The sequence below is a fragment of the Streptococcus sp. W151 genome, assembly GCF_053010205.1.
The window spans coordinates 808514-824582 of record NZ_JBRKNT010000001.1 but is presented as its reverse complement, the minus strand read 5'-3'; the positions used below and the strand labels follow the sequence as shown (position 1 = coordinate 824582).

General features: G+C 42.8%; 15 protein-coding genes. 13 read left to right on the top strand and 2 right to left on the bottom strand.

Annotated elements, in window-relative coordinates:
- The first annotated feature begins 122 nt into the window (after window positions 1–122).
- The 13 genes from pbp2b to ACVC7Q_RS03865 all read left to right on the top strand — a co-directional run bounded on the left by pbp2b (window position 123) and on the right by ACVC7Q_RS03865 (window position 15041).
- Complete coding sequence (pbp2b, locus tag ACVC7Q_RS03925) at window positions 123–2174, top strand: penicillin-binding protein PBP2B (RefSeq protein WP_447264909.1); 2052 nt, start codon at window positions 123–125, stop codon at window positions 2172–2174.
- A 10-nt stretch (window positions 2175–2184) separates the two neighbouring features.
- Window positions 2185–2781, top strand: a complete 597-nt coding sequence (recR, locus tag ACVC7Q_RS03920) for a recombination mediator RecR (protein ID WP_021152853.1) — start codon at window positions 2185–2187, stop codon at window positions 2779–2781.
- A 76-nt stretch (window positions 2782–2857) separates the two neighbouring features.
- On the top strand, window positions 2858–3904 hold the full coding sequence (locus ACVC7Q_RS03915) for a D-alanine--D-alanine ligase (protein ID WP_014713057.1): 1047 nt from the start codon (window positions 2858–2860) through the stop codon (window positions 3902–3904).
- Window positions 3905–4178: 274 nt separating this feature from the next.
- Entirely contained in the window at window positions 4179–5549 is a 1371-nt protein-coding gene (locus ACVC7Q_RS03910) for a UDP-N-acetylmuramoyl-tripeptide--D-alanyl-D-alanine ligase (protein WP_447264908.1), read from the top strand.
- Entirely contained in the window at window positions 5539–6150 is a 612-nt protein-coding gene (locus ACVC7Q_RS03905) for an NUDIX hydrolase (protein WP_003015213.1), read from the top strand. Before ACVC7Q_RS03910 ends, ACVC7Q_RS03905 begins: the two co-directional genes overlap by 11 nt.
- 30 nt (window positions 6151–6180) lie before the next feature.
- Window positions 6181–6876: a YwaF family protein gene (locus ACVC7Q_RS03900; protein WP_447264907.1), complete on the top strand. Its 696-nt coding sequence runs from the start codon at window positions 6181–6183 to the stop codon at window positions 6874–6876.
- Between the two features lie 28 nt (window positions 6877–6904).
- A complete protein-coding gene (locus ACVC7Q_RS03895; RefSeq protein ID WP_447264906.1) occupies window positions 6905–7591 on the top strand; it encodes a YwaF family protein in 687 nt (228 codons plus the stop codon).
- 13 nt (window positions 7592–7604) lie between these two features.
- A complete protein-coding gene (locus ACVC7Q_RS03890) occupies window positions 7605–8285 on the top strand; it encodes a YwaF family protein (RefSeq protein WP_447264905.1) in 681 nt (226 codons plus the stop codon).
- Between the two features lie 183 nt (window positions 8286–8468).
- On the top strand, window positions 8469–10016 hold the full coding sequence (locus ACVC7Q_RS03885; RefSeq protein WP_070450462.1) for a peptide chain release factor 3: 1548 nt from the start codon (window positions 8469–8471) through the stop codon (window positions 10014–10016).
- Window positions 10017–10095: 79 nt separating this feature from the next.
- Window positions 10096–10476 carry a PH domain-containing protein gene (locus tag ACVC7Q_RS03880; protein ID WP_447264904.1) on the top strand — a complete coding sequence of 127 codons (381 nt, stop codon included), beginning with the start codon at window positions 10096–10098 and terminating at the stop codon, window positions 10474–10476.
- A 41-nt stretch (window positions 10477–10517) separates the two neighbouring features.
- Window positions 10518–11426: a magnesium transporter CorA family protein gene (locus ACVC7Q_RS03875; RefSeq protein WP_447264903.1), complete on the top strand. Its 909-nt coding sequence runs from the start codon at window positions 10518–10520 to the stop codon at window positions 11424–11426.
- 796 nt (window positions 11427–12222) lie between these two features.
- A complete protein-coding gene (locus tag ACVC7Q_RS03870; RefSeq protein ID WP_447264902.1) occupies window positions 12223–13794 on the top strand; it encodes a DEAD/DEAH box helicase in 1572 nt (523 codons plus the stop codon).
- Between the two features lie 353 nt (window positions 13795–14147).
- Window positions 14148–15041 (top strand): aldose 1-epimerase family protein, encoded by an 894-nt coding sequence (locus ACVC7Q_RS03865; RefSeq protein ID WP_447264901.1) that lies wholly within the window; start codon window positions 14148–14150, stop codon window positions 15039–15041.
- A 16-nt stretch (window positions 15042–15057) separates the two neighbouring features.
- Here the strand turns inward: ACVC7Q_RS03865 and ACVC7Q_RS03860 are convergent, their stop codons facing one another.
- Together ACVC7Q_RS03860 and ACVC7Q_RS03855 are read right to left on the bottom strand one after the other, a co-directional pair.
- Window positions 15058–15321, bottom strand: a complete 264-nt coding sequence (locus ACVC7Q_RS03860) for a GIY-YIG nuclease family protein (protein WP_447264900.1) — start codon at window positions 15319–15321, stop codon at window positions 15058–15060.
- Window positions 15311–16057, bottom strand: coding sequence for a tRNA1(Val) (adenine(37)-N6)-methyltransferase (locus tag ACVC7Q_RS03855; RefSeq protein WP_070465559.1), 747 nt, complete (start codon window positions 16055–16057; stop codon window positions 15311–15313). The genes ACVC7Q_RS03860 and ACVC7Q_RS03855 overlap by 11 nt, the downstream gene beginning before the upstream one ends.
- Between the last annotated feature and the right edge of the window lie 12 nt (window positions 16058–16069).

Here is a 16069-nt window from a genome sequence, read left to right as displayed (position 1 = left end):
CAGGTCCAATCTTTTTTCCTTGTAAAAAAGGAGAAAAGGGACCTTCCTTTTCTTGAGATACTCTTAGAAAAATAGTAAAATGGAATGTAAGTGTTCATTAGAAAAGAAGGATAAACCATTTCATGAAGAAAAAAATAAGGAAGTTTGAAAATCATTCGATTACACGCAGACTGTACTTGCTGTTTAGTTTGATTTGCCTTCTTTTTTTGGCTCTCATTGCCAGGCTTGGCTATATGCAGATCACTCACCAAGCCTACTATACAGATAAGTTGGCAAAGGCTACGAAAAAGACAGTCAAACAGGGGAGTGTGCGAGGGCAAATCTATGATGCTACTGGTAAGCCTCTGGTTGAAAATGTTGGCAAACAGGTCTTGACCTTTACGCGTGATCGCAAAATGACAGCCCAAGAAATGCGAGAGACCGCAGGGAAACTCTTGCAGTATGTGGATGTAGAAAATCCTCAAGTAACCGAACGGCAAGAAGTAGATTACTATCTAGCCAATACCAAAGTCTACCAAGAAGTTGTCGGCCACTTACCTGAGAAAAAGAAATTTGATACAGATGGCAACCGCCTACCGGAAGCCAAGATCTATCAAGCAGCAGTAGAGAGTGTTGATCCTTCCAAACTTGGGTACACAGAAGATGAGAAAAAGATCATCTATCTCTATAGTCAGATGAATGCTGTAGAGAATTTTGCCACTGGCATCATTACAACAAAAGCGCTGGGGGCTGAGCAAATCGCGACCATCGCTGCCGATACTCAAGATCTTCCTGGAATTGCGATCACGACCAGCTGGGACCGCAAGGTTCTGGATACTCCTTTAGCTTCTATCATCGGAACGGTTTCAACTGAGCAAGCAGGACTTCCAGCAGAAGAAGTCGAGGAATATGTCAAAAAAGGTTATGCCCTCAATGACCGGGTTGGAACGTCTTATCTCGAAAAGGAATATGAAAACGTCCTTCAAGGAAAACGCAGTGAAAAAGAAATTCTCCTGGATAAAAATGGCAACATGGATAAAGTGGTAGACATTTCAAAAGGAGCTAAGGGGGAAAACCTCAAGCTCTCGATTGACTTGGATTTCCAAAAAGGGGTGGAGGATATTCTCCGTTCTGCCTTTAGCGCAGAGTTGCAAGCTGGAAATGCGACCTACTCCGAAGGTGTCTATGCTGTAGCTCTTGAGCCTGATACAGGGAAAGTCCTTGCCATGGCAGGGATCAAACACCAGGCTGGTAGTCAAGATTTATCAACCGATGCTTTGGGAACAGTCACCAATGTCTTTGTTCCAGGATCCGTTGTCAAAGGAGCAACATTGACTGCAGGATGGGAAAATGGTGCTATTTCCGGCAATCAGGTACTGACCGATCAGCCCATTGTTTTTGCAGGATCGACGCCGATTAACTCTTGGTTTACCCAATACGGCAGTCGTTCCATCAATGCAGTAGAAGCTTTGGAATATTCTTCCAATACCTACATGGTCCAAATTGCCCTTAAGATGATGGGGCAACCCTACACTCCAAACATGACCTTACAAGTGGATCAAGTGGACCCTGCTATGAAAAAACTGCGTTCTACTTTTGCAGAGTATGGTCTTGGAACGTCAACGGGGATTGACCTTCCCAATGAATCGACCGGTTTTATCCCGAAAGAGTATACAGTCGGTAATTATTTGACCAATGCCTTTGGCCAGTTTGACAACTACACCCCTATGCAATTGGCTCAGTATGCGGCAACTGTCGCCAACGACGGCAAGCGGGTGAGCCCTCACATTGTCGAAGGCATCTATGACAATAATGATCAAGGTGGCCTCGGTCAGTTGAAAAAAGCGATCGAAGCCAAGGAGCTCAATCAAGTCCATATCTCAGCGGAGGACATGGCTTTGATCAAGCAAGGGTTTTACCAAGTGGCCAATGGTACGAGTGGGTTGACGACAGGAAAAACCGTTGGTCGTGGGGCCAGTGTGCCCATCAGTGCCAAGACTGGTACAGCTGAAACCACTGTCGATGGAGGCAAACAAGCCATTAATACCAATGTGGTGGCGTATGCACCATCGAATAATCCAAAGATTGCAGTAGCGGTGGTCTTTCCACATAATACCAATCTACAAGCGACGGTTAGTCATTCCATTACGCGTGACATTATTAACTTATACAATCAGAAACACCCCATGAATTAGAAAGGAAACTATGCTTTATCCAGCACCTATTGCAAAATTAATTGACAGCTATTCGAAGTTGCCAGGAATTGGGATCAAAACAGCGACCCGTCTGGCTTTTTACACTATTGGCATGTCAGATGATGATGTTAATGAATTTGCCAAGAACTTACTGAATGCCAAGCGTGAGCTAGGGTATTGCAGTATTTGTGGCAATTTGACTGATGAAGAAACCTGCGAGATTTGTCGAGATGAAACGCGGGATCCATCCCTCATTCTTGTTGTAGAAGATAGCCGGGATGTCTCTGCTATGGAAAATATCCAGGAATACCACGGTCGCTACCATGTCTTGCATGGCTTGATCTCACCCATGAATGGCGTGGGACCCGATGATATCAATCTCAAGAGTTTGCTCAGTCGCTTGATGGATGGAACAGTTACTGAGGTCATTGTTGCGACCAATGCGACGGCAGACGGGGAAGCGACATCTATGTATATCTCACGCGTGCTCAAACCAGCAGGGATCAAAGTGACCCGTTTGGCACGAGGCCTAGCAGTTGGAGCCGATATCGAGTATGCGGACGAAGTGACCCTTCTTCGCGCGATTGAAAATCGGACAGAATTATAAGAGAAGTTCTTTCGAAAGGGCTATCATTGTGGTATACTATCAAGTAAGAAATCAAGGGAACAATTAGGGAGAAACTATGAGTAAACAAGACTTAATCCTGTTGTATGGTGGACGTAGTGCAGAACGTGAAGTATCTGTTCTTTCAGCAGAAAGCGTGATGCGCGCGATTGATTACCAAGCATTTTCGGTTCAAACCTACTTTATTACGCAGTCAGGAGACTTCATCCAGACGCAAGCTTTTGAAGAGAAACCAGCGGATGATGAGAAATTGATGACCAATGAGACAGTGGACTGGTCTAAAAAAGTGGCTCCATCTGCGATTTACAAGGAAGGAGCAGTAGTCTTTCCAGTGCTTCATGGACCAATGGGAGAAGATGGTTCCATTCAAGGCTTCTTAGAAGTCTTGAAGATGCCTTATGTCGGTTGTGGTATCCTGGCTTCTAGTGTTGCGATGGACAAGATCACGACCAAACGGGTCTTGGAGTCTGCAGGAATTCCGCAAGTTCCTTATGTAGCTGTAGTGGAAGGAGATGACTTGGAAGAGAAAATTGCTGCAATTGAAGCCAATCTCTCTTATCCTGTCTTTACCAAACCATCCAATATGGGTTCAAGTGTGGGGATTTCAAAATCTGAAAACCAAACAGAACTTCGGACTGCTCTCGAATTGGCCTTCAAATACGATAGCCGTGTCTTGGTAGAACAAGGAGTCAATGCGCGTGAGATTGAAGTTGGACTGCTTGGAAACTATGATGTGAAGAGTACCTTGCCAGGTGAAGTTGTGAAAGATGTGGCCTTCTATGATTATGATGCCAAATACATCGACAATAAAATTACCATGGCGATTCCAGCTCAATTGGACCCTGAGGTTGTGAAAACCATGCGGACCAACGCAGAAAAAGCCTTTCGTGCGATCGGTGGTCTAGGCTTGGCGCGTTGTGATTTCTTCTATACAGATAAAGGAGAGATCTTCTTAAACGAACTCAATACCATGCCAGGATTTACCCAATGGTCTATGTATCCTCTGCTTTGGGACAATATGGGACTCAACTATACAGATTTGATTACCAAGTTAGTAGAGCTTGGAAAAGAAGTCTTCCAAAAACACGAGGCGCATTTGTTGTAAGAAAAGAGAGAGTGGGACAGAAATCGGTAATTCGTTAGAATTCGATTTCGTCGTCCCACCTCCGCACAGTTGAGTAGGGCTGTAAAAGCTGATGAAATCAGCGTAGTAGAGCCCACTCAACCACTGCGTCTTGCTCGACAATCCAAAAACAATCAAGAGGCTAGGACTTCTGTCCCAGCCACTTTTTTTGTGGTCTAGAATATGGTATAATGAGAAGAATTTGATAGGAGCGTCCAAATTTTTGAAGACGCTACGGAGAACTGAGGAGTCGGATATGAATCTCACATTACATGAAGTTGCTCATCTAGTACATGCAAAAAATGATATCAGCCAATTTGAAGATGTGGCCCTCGTCAAGCCGGAATTTGACAGCCGTTTGATTGGGCCTGGAGACCTTTTTGTTCCGTTAAAGGGAGCGCGTGATGGTCATGATTTCATCGAGACCGCTTTTGAAAATGGAGCCGTAGCCACTTTTTCAGAGAAAGTGGTAGAAGGCCACCCTTATATTTTGGTGGAAGATGTATTGAGTGCTTTTCAAACCCTGGCTGCAGCCTATCTTCAAAAGACAAAAGTGGATGTTTATGCTGTGACAGGGTCAAATGGTAAAACAACCACAAAAGATATGTTGGCACAGCTTTTGTCCACTACCTACCTGACCTATAAAACACAGGGAAACTATAATAATGAAATTGGTCTTCCTTATACGGTTCTCCATATGCCAGAAGGGACAGACAAACTCGTCCTTGAAATGGGGCAAGACCATCTAGGAGATATCCATCTCTTGTCAGAACTGGCGCATCCCAAGGCTGCTATTGTCACCTTAATTGGGGAAGCCCATTTGGAATTTTTCAAAGATCGAAGCGAGATCGCAAAAGGAAAACTACAAATTGCGGATGGCATGCCAGAAGGTGGCCTTCTGGTGGTTCCAGCTGATCCGATAGTGAATGCCTACCTCCCTGAAAAACAAAAAGTGGTCCGCTTTGGTCCAGACGAGGAGATTTTTATTACCGAGTTGATAGAGCGAAAGGATAGCTTAACCTTCCGAACGAATTTCTTAAATGAAGCCATTGATCTTCCTGTAACCGGGAAATACAATGCGACCAATGCCATGATTGCAGCTTATGTTGCCCTGCGAGAAGGAGTGAGTGAAGCTGCGATTCGGGATAGTTTTGCGACCTTGCAATTAACGCGCAACCGGACGGAGTGGAAGAAGGCTAGTAACGGAGCGGATATCTTATCCGATGTCTACAATGCCAATCCGACGGCTATGCGCCTGATTTTAGAAACCTTCTCGACTATTCCTGCTAATCAAAATGGCCGGAAGTTGGCAGTTCTCGCAGATATGAAAGAACTGGGGGAGCAATCTGTAGATCTGCACAACCAAATGATTCTTAGCCTCTCGCCGGATGTTTTGGATACGGTTATTTTCTATGGCCAAGACATTGCAGGATTGGCTCAGTTAGCGAGTCAGATGTTCCCACTCGGACATGTCTATTATTTCAAGAAGACAGCTGAGGAAGACCAGTTTGAGGATATGGTCAAACAAGTCAAGGAAAGCTTGAAAGAGCAAGACCAAATCCTTATCAAGGGAAGCAATTCCATGAATTTGGCAAAATTGGTAGAGGAATTGGAGAATGGTAAGTAATAATGTACTGAAGGACATTCAGCGCTTGATTTCAATCACCAATACAGGCTTAGCATTCTCAAAAGATCCATTTGATCAAGAGCGCTACCAGGATATTCGTGAAATTTTACAGGATCTTGTGAGAGAAACGACTGATCTGAATTCACAAGAATTATCGGATTTGTTTCGACCGACAAACTATTATGACACCCCCTTAATTGATGTTAGGGCTTGGATTGTCAAAGATAGAAAACTTTGTCTGGTGAAAGGTCAGGGAGAAGAGACCTGGGCTTTGCCGGGTGGTTTTGGTGAGGTTGGCTATTCTCCTAAAGAAAATATTTTAAAGGAAATTCAAGAAGAAACGGGCTATGTAGCACGTGTCAATCGGTTGTTGGCAGTATTTGATACCAATCGCTACCAATTGCAAAGCCGCCAATATGTGAAATTGGTATTTGAATGTGAATTGCTGGATGGAAGTTTTCAACAGAATCAGGAAATTTCCGATCTTGCATTTTTTGAGAGAGAGAAAATGCCTGCTCTTTCTACCAAGCGCAATACAGAAGAACAATTGAATTTCCTTTGGGAGGTTTATGACGGGAAACGAGATTTGTATTGTGATTAAAAACGATCTATAAATTAAAGGAATAGAAAAATGACACTTTGGGATTTATTGTTTACGAACCAAAAATCAGCCCCGCCTGAGTTTGGACTCTGGTATGTTTTCCTACCAGCTTCCTTGTTGGTGGTTGGCTACTTTTCCATCAAATATGCACAGTCTAAAAGCTACCAACGTTTTTGGTATTGGGCACAATTGATTCAAGTCTTGACCATCAATGCTTGGTATATTCTAGCCCACATGCCTTTGACGGATAATTTGCCCTTTTATCATTGCCGCTTGGCTATGCTTGCGATCCTCTTTGCGCCTAGAGGGACCTATATCAAGCAATACTTTGCCTTGTTGGGAGTTCTAGGATCCATTGCGGCTTTGGTTTATCCGGCCTTTGACCCCTTCCCATTCCCCCATATTACTGTACTCAATCTGATTTTTAGTCACTGGGCCTTGTTTGCCAATAGTTTGATTTACCTGCAAGATTTTTATCAGTCGGAAAAACAAGACAGCTTACGAATTGTTAAGATCACTTTTGGAATGAATGCAGTCATCTTTTTGGTCAATCTCTTGACCAGTGGAGATTACGGCTTCTTAAAGCGTCCACCAATCATTGGAGACCACGGTGCTCTTTTGAACTACCTCTTGGTCAGCATCGTGATGGTGGCTGGTATTTGCTTGGTCAACCAGCGCTACAAATACAAGATGGTTGAAGAGACTGTCGTTTCGCGTTCGGAATAGAAAAAAGAGTAGATGAGGGAAAGAAATCATGGCACTTTGGGACTTATTTTTCACTAGTCAACCAACATCCCCTCCTCAATTGGGGGTCTGGTATTTCTTATTGCCGACTTCTTTGGTAGTGGTGGGAGTTCTGTCCGTTCGATTTGCTCACTCCAAAAGCTACCAAAACTTTTGGTATTGGGGACAGTTGATCCAGTTGCTCATCATCAACTCTTGGTATTTAGCAGCTCGCTTGCCTTTTTCAGAGAGTCTTCCCTTCTATCATAGCCGAATGGCCATGTGGATGATTCTTTTGGCCCCCAAGGGAAGCTTCAAGCAATATTTTGCCCTCGTGGGAGTCTTTGGCTCCATTATGGCCTTGGTTCATCCTGTTTTTTATCCCTACCCTTTTCCTCACGTTTCCTCGATCAACAATGTCTTTGGTCACTGGGCCCTCTTGGCCAACTGCCTAATCTATCTGGTTCAATCCTACCAGGTGGAAGAAGGGGCTGTTTGGAAGATCTGTCAGATGACCTTTGGGGTCAACGCTATTATTCAGCTTGCTAATCTGGCGACGGGTGGAAATTATGGCTTTATGCGTCGTCCTCCTGTAATTGGCGACCATGGGCTCGTGCTCAATTACTTGATCGTGACTATCTTGATGACAGGAATGCTTGTCCTCATCAATTTCATTCTTCAGTATAGTAAGAAAAAAAGAATACCTGAATCTGTTTAAACAAGGAGACCTTATGCATCGTTTTTTCACTACAGAATCTACAACACCACCAGCAATCTCAGCGCTTTGGTATAGTGTGATGGTCTTGTTCATTGTGACAGCGATCATGATGTCACTTCGCTATTATCAGAATGAGCAATTTCGCAAATGCTTTCAATACTTACAGGGCTTCCAGTTAATTTGCTTGTATCTTTGGTATTTTTCCTACCACATTCCTTGGTCCAACAGTTTACCTTTTTATCATTGTCGCTTGGCCATGTTTGCGGTCTTGTTTTTGCCAGACAGATGGAAAAGCAAACAGTTCTTTGCCTTGATGGGAGTGAGTGGAGCCATCTTTGCTTTGGGCTATCCAGTCTTTGACCCCTACACTTTCCCTCATATTACGAGCTTTTCTTTCCTCCTCGGACATTACTGTCTCCTGATCAATTCCTTGATTTATCTCTTAAGATGGTATGATCGAAACCTCTTAAAAAATAGTCAGATTGTTCTCTATACCTTTGTTTTAGATTTATTTCTGGTTGGAGTCAATCAATTGACGGGAGGTAATTATGGTTTGATGGCCCGCCCTCCGATTATGAGAGGGGATAAGGTGTGGCTCAACTACCTGGTTGTATCCAGTATTTTAGCCCTTGCTTTATTACTCTTTAATCAGATCTTCAGTCGCAGAAGTGAGCGGGTGAAAGTGAGAAAATAACCATGATTGAAGCAGACTAGAATCTACGGATTTTAGTCTTTTTTTGAGTCCCCAAAAAGAACTATCATTGAAAAAAGTGCCTCTTTTCGCTATAATAGAAAAGATAGAGAAATTGAGGAGAAATCCGATGTAGAGATGAATTTGTAAATTTATCAGAAAATAAAAAGAGAAAGAATTAGGAATATGAACGTACAAGAAGAAATTAAAAAACGCCGTACCTTTGCCATTATCTCCCACCCGGATGCTGGTAAAACGACGATTACAGAGCAGTTGCTCTACTTTGGGGGAGAGATTCGGGAAGCCGGTACCGTAAAAGGGAAGAAAACAGGAAACTTTGCTAAGTCTGACTGGATGGATATCGAGAAGCAACGTGGGATTTCGGTAACCTCATCCGTTATGCAGTTTGATTACGATGGCAAACGGGTCAATATCCTTGATACGCCAGGTCACGAGGATTTCTCAGAAGATACTTATCGGACCTTGATGGCGGTGGACGCTGCCGTCATGGTGGTGGACTCTGCCAAAGGGATTGAGGCCCAAACCAAGAAATTGTTTGAGGTTGTGAAACACCGTGGCATTCCCGTATTTACCTTTATGAATAAGCTGGACCGTGACGGTCGTGAGCCACTGGACCTCTTACAAGAATTGGAAGAAGTCTTAGGCATCGCGAGTTACCCAATGAACTGGCCGATTGGGATGGGGAAAGCCTTTGAGGGACTCTATGACCTTTATAACCAACGTTTGGAACTCTATAAAGGAGACGAGCGTTTTGCTAGTCTAGAAGACGGAGACAAGCTTTTTGCCAACAACCCTTTCTACGAGCAAGTAAAAGACGATATCGAACTCTTGCAAGAAGCAGGAAATGACTTTTCAGAAGAAGCCATCCTTGCGGGTGAATTGACTCCCGTCTTCTTCGGATCCGCTTTGACGAACTTTGGGGTGCAGACTTTCTTGGAGACCTTCCTCAAGTTTGCTCCGGAGCCTCATGGACACAAGAAAACAGACGGTGAACTTGTCGATCCTTATGACAAGGATTTCTCAGGCTTTGTCTTTAAAATCCAAGCCAATATGGATCCTCGTCACCGCGACCGGATCGCCTTTGTGCGGATCGTATCTGGCGAGTTTGAGCGTGGCATGAGCGTCAACCTGCCTCGTACTGGTAAGGGCGCTAAGTTATCTAACGTCACCCAGTTTATGGCGGAGAGCCGTGAAAATGTCAGCAATGCTGTAGCAGGAGACATCATAGGGGTTTACGATACCGGGACTTATCAGGTTGGAGATACTTTGACAGTGGGCAAAAACAAGTTTGAATTTGAACCACTGCCAACCTTTACGCCTGAAATCTTCATGAAAGTGTCAGCTAAGAACGTCATGAAGCAAAAATCCTTCCACAAAGGGATTGAGCAATTGGTGCAAGAAGGAGCGATTCAGCTCTATACCAACTACCAAACAGGTGAATACATGCTGGGTGCTGTTGGTCAACTTCAGTTTGAAGTCTTTAAGCACCGGATGGAAAATGAATACAATGCCGAAGTGGTCATGAGCCCAATGGGTAAAAAGACCGTTCGCTGGATCAAACCAGAAGACTTAGATGAGCGTATGTCTTCAAGCCGAAATATCTTGGCGAAGGACCGCTTTGACCAACCTGTCTTCCTCTTTGAAAACGACTTTGCCCTCCGCTGGTTTGCGGATAAGTATCCAGACGTTGAGCTGGAAGAAAAGATGGGGTAAGGAACTTTTCAAAACTGATCCATAACAAAAAAAATAAGAAAACGAAAATCTATCCGTTTTCGCTTTTAAAGGAGAAATGATGGGATTATTAAGTGGTTTGATGGGCAATGCCTCTCAAAAGAATGTTGATAAAGTAGAAAGAGATCTGGAAGATATCTTGGTGCCGGGAGAGCAAGTGACACTTGCTTTTAGCCTGATTCGTGACCTCATTGTCTTTACAGAATATCGCTTGATTTTGGTAGATAAACAAGGAGTGACAGGGAAGAAAACGTCCTACAAATCCCTTCCTTATCGCTCCATCTCTCGATTTTCAGTAGAAACTTCCGGTCATTTTGATTTGGATGCCGAATTAAAAATCTGGGTCTCTTCTTCAGTGGAACCTTCAGAAGTTTTACAATTCAAGAGTGACAACAGTGTCATTGAAATCCAGCAAGCATTAGCCAGTGCAGTCTTTAAATAAAAAAATCATGTTGATAGAGAACAGTTGAGAAAGGAGACGGAATGTTTATCGATAAACAATTGGGTCAAGATCGGAAATGGATCAATATCGACTCGGATTTGATTGCTGAAAATTCATATCTTTATAAAAAATACGATATTGACAAAGAAACCATTGAGTATGCGATGGATAAGAACGAACGTGCCCATATGGATTACAATCGAGAAAACGGAACGATCACCTTTATCTACAATGTATTGGATTTAGAAAAGGACAAGGAATACTACGAAACCATCCCCATGACCTTTATCGTTCAAGATACGCGACTCGTGACCATCAGCAATCAAGATAATGCCTATATCATTGAACAAATGGTTTGTTATTTGGAAAGCCATGAGGAGTTGTCGATCTATAAGTTGCTTTTTGCAGGTCTTGAGATGATCAGTAATGCTTATTATCCGATTATTGATCGCTTAGATAAGCACAAGGATGAACTCAATCGTTTGCTTCGAAAGACAACAACGACCAAGAATCTTTATGCCCTGTCTGACCTTGAGACCGGTATGGTGTATCTGGTCGCAGCTGCCAAGCAAAATCGGATGTTGCTAGAACATATCAAAGCGCATGCCATTTATCGCAGGATGAATGATGTTGAAAAAGAGCAGTTTGATGATGCCATGATCGAAGCGCGTCAGTTGGTTTCGATGACCGAGTTGATTTCCAATGTCTTGCAGCAGTTGTCTGGATCATACAATAATATCCTAAACAATAACCTGAATGACAACTTGACAACCCTAACCATCTTTGAAGCCTTGTTGGCGGTCTTAGCCGTTATCACCGGTTTCTTTGGAATGAATATCCCTCTTCCGATGACAGAGGATCCCAATGCTTGGATCTATGTATCCATATGTAGCTTTATATTGTGGCTCATTTTGGCAAAGGTTATGCGGTGGATTGTGAAAAAAAGATAAAAAAAAAGAGGCTTGGAGAAATCCGAGCCTCTTCGTATCTAGAATAATCTGAGAAATAGGAACCATCTAGACACCTGCCCTCCTCTCCAAAGAAGGGCAGTGTGAATAGTTCATCGACTGTACAAAATCTTCTTGGAAATAGTAGGAGTAGATTTAATAGTACTGAGTGGTTCTAAATAAATCAGAACTTAGAATAAATCGTTGAATCAGATAAAATGATCCTATTTCTTTATACAGAAATATTTTAGATACTACCTGTATTATACATATTTATTTGTAAAAACGCAAGAACTACCAAAAAAAGTTTTTCCGAAGTTTTTATACTCCTATGATGAAGTATCTGAAATGGTTACAAGAAGAAAACCAGTCCTGGCTAGGTTTAGGGGCACTTTTATAATCTTAAGCTATCTAGGATTTTTTCCTAAAAAATAAAATTAGTCTCCTGTGACTATCATTTGCCTCTTCATTGTGTTATACTAGATAAGTTGCAAACTTGTATGAGAGAAATGGTAGGGAGGCAGAACAGATGGAAGGCTTTTGTTCGAAAGAAGACTCCCGCAAGAAGGATCTTGTGGCCTATTTGTTTGAAAAACGATATTAGCCAACAACATCCGTTAGGACGCAAAACATTTTTCTCTAAAGAAAATGTAGTCTCAAACAGACAAACTGATTTTTTCTTTAGATGAGTCTTGCGACAGGTAACCGGGAAGGTGACTTCCTATGCAATCAGTGCGTTTTCGCATTGAAAGAAGTTTGATAAAGTGGCTTCGCACCACTTTTTAGAAAGAAGAAAGAATTGAAATTCAATGAATTTAACTTATCTGCTGAATTATTAGCAGAAATCGAAAAAGCTGGCTTTGTAGAAGCAAGCCCCATCCAAGAACAAACCATTCCTTTGGCCCTTGAAGGAAAAGATGTCATTGGTCAAGCGCAAACAGGGACCGGTAAAACGGCTGCTTTCGGTCTTCCAACTTTGGAGAAGATTGATGTCGATAACACAGTAATCCAAGCCCTTGTTATTGCCCCGACGCGTGAGTTGGCGGTTCAAAGTCAGGAAGAACTCTTCCGTTTTGGACGCAGCAAGGGTGTTAAAGTCCGCTCTGTCTATGGCGGATCAAGTATTGAAAAGCAAATCAAAGCCTTGAAGTCAGGTGCTCATATCGTTGTGGGAACCCCTGGACGCTTGCTAGATTTGATCAAGCGCAAGGCCTTGAAACTCGATCATATTGAAACCTTGATCTTGGATGAAGCAGATGAAATGCTCAACATGGGCTTTTTGGAAGATATCGAAGCTATCATTAGCCGTGTTCCAGAAACACGTCAAACCTTGCTCTTTTCAGCAACGATGCCAGAAGCCATCAAACGCATTGGTGTTCAGTTTATGAAAGAGCCCGAACACGTTAAGATCGCAGCCAAAGAATTGACAACTGACTTGGTCGATCAATACTATATTCGTGTCAAAGAAGGCGAAAAGTTTGATACCATGACTCGATTGATGGATGTCGAGCAACCGGAGCTTGCCATTGTCTTTGGTCGGACTAAACGCCGGGTCGATGAATTGACGCGTGGCTTGAAGATCCGTGGTTTCCGAGCAGAAGGGATTCACGGAGATTTGGATCAAAACAAACGTCTTCGTGTACTTCGTGACTTTAAAAATGGGAACTTGGACGTCTTGGTGGCAACGGACGTTGCAGCACGTGGTTTGGACATTTCGGGTGTGACCCATGTCTACAACTACGATATTCCACAAGATCCAGAAAGCTATGTCCACCGGATCGGACGGACTGGTCGTGCTGGGAAAACAGGGCAATCCATTACCTTTGTTTCGCCAAATGAAATGGGCTATTTGCAAATCATTGAGAACTTGACTAAAAAGCGGATGAAGGGAATGAAACCTGCAACAGCAGCAGAAGCCTTCGAAGCGAAAAAACAAGTAGCGCTGAAGAAAATTGAGCGAGACTTTGAGGATGAAAAAATCCGAACTAACTTCGAAAAGTTTGGTAAGGATGCTCGCAAATTGGCTGCAGAATTCACTCCTGAAGAATTGGCTATGTATATCTTAAGCTTGACCGTTCAAGATCCAGACAGTCTTCCAGAAGTCGAAATTGCGCGTGAAAAACCTTTACCATTTAAACCATCTGGTGGTGGCTTTGGTGGTAAGTCCAAAGGTGGTCGTGGAAATGGCCGTCGTGGGGACCAACGCCGAGATCGGAACCGCAGAGAAGACCGTGAAGGTGGTCGCCGCGATTTCAAACGCAAGTCCAATAAAAATAGCCGAGACTTTGAGGGCAAAGGTAATAAACGTCCTCATCGCACTTCCAATGAAAAGAAAAATGGCTTTGTCATCCGCAACAAAGGGGATAAATAAGTCCTAAAGACGGTCTAGCAATAGGCCGTCTTTTTAATAAAAATCAAAAATACAAGGGTTAACTAGCTGTTAACCCTTGTATATTTATAAGGAGACCTAAATGATAACTGACTCTTTTAGAAAAAATGTATCATGATAAGGAGCATCCTAAAAAAGTCAGAAAACAGAAAGAACGGATTCCTAAAACGGAATGTTTCTGTTAACATATTAAGTCTACAATTATTTATAAGCTTTGTCAAGGTTTTTTTCTTATATTTTTAAAAATTTTTAACTAAAAAGATAAAAATTGACAATCTTAGCTAAAAGGTTATAATGAATATAATAACTATATCAATTATAAAGAGGTGGCGTCCATGGTGATGGCATTAAAAAACGATGATCTAGAAGTACAATGTAAGACATTTGGAGGGGAATTGAGCTCCATTCGTAATAAAGAAGGCGTAGAATATCTCTGGCAAGGGGATCCGGAGTATTGGTCGGGACAAGCGCCTGTTTTGTTTCCAATTTGCGGAAGCGTTCGTAATGGCCAAGTACAGTATCATCTAAAAGATGGAGTGAAGACAGGTCAGCTGCCAAGACACGGTCTCATTAGGAAGAGAGAGTTTGAACTTAAAGAACAAACAGACAATCGTCTTGTCTTTGAAATCACCTCTAACGAAGAGAGCCTGCAAAATTATCCCTACCATTTTCGAGTTGAAATCGTTTATGAATTACAAGGGAAAGAAATCACCATCACCTATCGTGTACAAAATCTAGAGTCTGATCAAGTCATGCCTTATTTTATTGGAGGGCATCCAGCCTTTCATTGTCCCCTTTTAGCAGATGAAGACTATGAAGACTACGAGTTGATTTTTGAAAAAGAAGAAACCTGCAGCGTCCCTCTCTTGTTCACAGAAACTGGATTGGTCGATCGCCTGCAGCGGACGCCATTTTTCGATCATAAGCGTAGCCTACCTTTGCGACATGAACTATTTGAAAAAGATGCCATTATTTTAGATCAGTTAGCCTCTAAATCTGTGAAGCTTATCTCGAAAAAATCAGGTAAAGGTTTGGAATTTGATTTTGCAGATTTTGAAAATCTGGTCCTTTGGTCTACTAATAACAAGGGGCCCTTCATTGCCTTAGAGCCTTGGACAGGTATTTCCACATCTGCAGAAGAGGGCGATTTCTTCGAAGACAAAAAAGGTGTGATCCAGTTGGACCCTCAAGAGACGCGGAGTCATCAGTACCGTATCACCATTTTGTAAATGAAAAACCGTTGGACTAGAGTGTCCGACGGTTTTTTTTGATATAGTTTAGTTTTGCTTGGCGCGATTTCTTTTTAAAGAGAGCTTCGGCAGACATCGCAGAGGGTTTATCTGGATAGGATTCTTTGTAAAGAAGTTTAACGGGGAGGCGAGCCCGTGTGTATTTGGCCCCTTTTCCAGCATTATGAGTCTTCAGGCGTTTTTCGACATCAGTGGTATAGCCAGTGTAGAGAGAGCCATCCGCACACTCTAAAACATACATGTAAGCCTTAGTTTCCATAGTAGATCTCATGAATCTCGTCTGTATAGCTGCCATCTTCATTGTGAATAAAGAGAGGAGGCAGAATTTTTAAACCATCCAGTGAGCCATCCTTGATCGCCTCAATCAATAACATATTCGCCTCTTTGGTCACTTTTGGATAGACAAACTGGATCCGCTTAGGTGCAAGATTGTAACGCTTCATGGTTTCGATGATATCTAAAAAGCGATCTGGACGATGGACCATCGCTAAGCGACCATTTGATTTGAGAACCCGCTGGGCCACATGGCAAATCTCATCTAAATTGGTGGTAATTTCATGCCGGGCTAAGAGGTAGTGTTCACTCTCATTGAGATTGGAATGCTCATCAACCTTGAAATAAGGAGGATTGCAAAGGATAATATCCACCTTACTCCCCTTGATATGTCGAGGCAAATGCTTGAGGTCATCGGTGATCATGGACATTTGCTGGTTCAAGCCATTGAGGGCAATCGAGCGGGTAGCCATATCCGCCAAACGTTCCTGAATTTCGACACCAATGATCTGAGCCTCTGTTCGGGTACTTGCAAATAGTCCCACAGCTCCATTTCCAGCGCAGAGATCCACGATCAATCCTCGCTTGGGCAATTTTGGAAAACGCGAGAGCAGGACGCTATCCACAGAGTAACTAAAAACTTCCCGATTTTGTATGATTTTTACATCACTTGAAAAGAGTTGGTTGACGCGCTCGCCGTCTTTTAATTCGATATCTGTCATGGCTCTATTATA

Coding starts and splice junctions, on each gene's coding strand:
- pbp2b (WP_447264909.1), top strand. CDS start 123: ATGAAGAAAAAAATAAGGAAGTTTGAAAATCATTCGATTACACGCAGA.
- recR (WP_021152853.1), top strand. CDS start 2,185: ATGCTTTATCCAGCACCTATTGCAAAATTAATTGACAGCTATTCGAAG.
- ACVC7Q_RS03915 (WP_014713057.1), top strand. CDS start 2,858: ATGAGTAAACAAGACTTAATCCTGTTGTATGGTGGACGTAGTGCAGAA.
- ACVC7Q_RS03910 (WP_447264908.1), top strand. CDS start 4,179: ATGAATCTCACATTACATGAAGTTGCTCATCTAGTACATGCAAAAAAT.
- ACVC7Q_RS03905 (WP_003015213.1), top strand. CDS start 5,539: ATGGTAAGTAATAATGTACTGAAGGACATTCAGCGCTTGATTTCAATC.
- ACVC7Q_RS03900 (WP_447264907.1), top strand. CDS start 6,181: ATGACACTTTGGGATTTATTGTTTACGAACCAAAAATCAGCCCCGCCT.
- ACVC7Q_RS03895 (WP_447264906.1), top strand. CDS start 6,905: ATGGCACTTTGGGACTTATTTTTCACTAGTCAACCAACATCCCCTCCT.
- ACVC7Q_RS03890 (WP_447264905.1), top strand. CDS start 7,605: ATGCATCGTTTTTTCACTACAGAATCTACAACACCACCAGCAATCTCA.
- ACVC7Q_RS03885 (WP_070450462.1), top strand. CDS start 8,469: ATGAACGTACAAGAAGAAATTAAAAAACGCCGTACCTTTGCCATTATC.
- ACVC7Q_RS03880 (WP_447264904.1), top strand. CDS start 10,096: ATGGGATTATTAAGTGGTTTGATGGGCAATGCCTCTCAAAAGAATGTT.
- ACVC7Q_RS03875 (WP_447264903.1), top strand. CDS start 10,518: ATGTTTATCGATAAACAATTGGGTCAAGATCGGAAATGGATCAATATC.
- ACVC7Q_RS03865 (WP_447264901.1), top strand. CDS start 14,148: ATGGTGATGGCATTAAAAAACGATGATCTAGAAGTACAATGTAAGACA.
- ACVC7Q_RS03860 (WP_447264900.1), bottom strand. CDS start 15,321: ATGGAAACTAAGGCTTACATGTATGTTTTAGAGTGTGCGGATGGCTCT.
- ACVC7Q_RS03855 (WP_070465559.1), bottom strand. CDS start 16,057: ATGACAGATATCGAATTAAAAGACGGCGAGCGCGTCAACCAACTCTTT.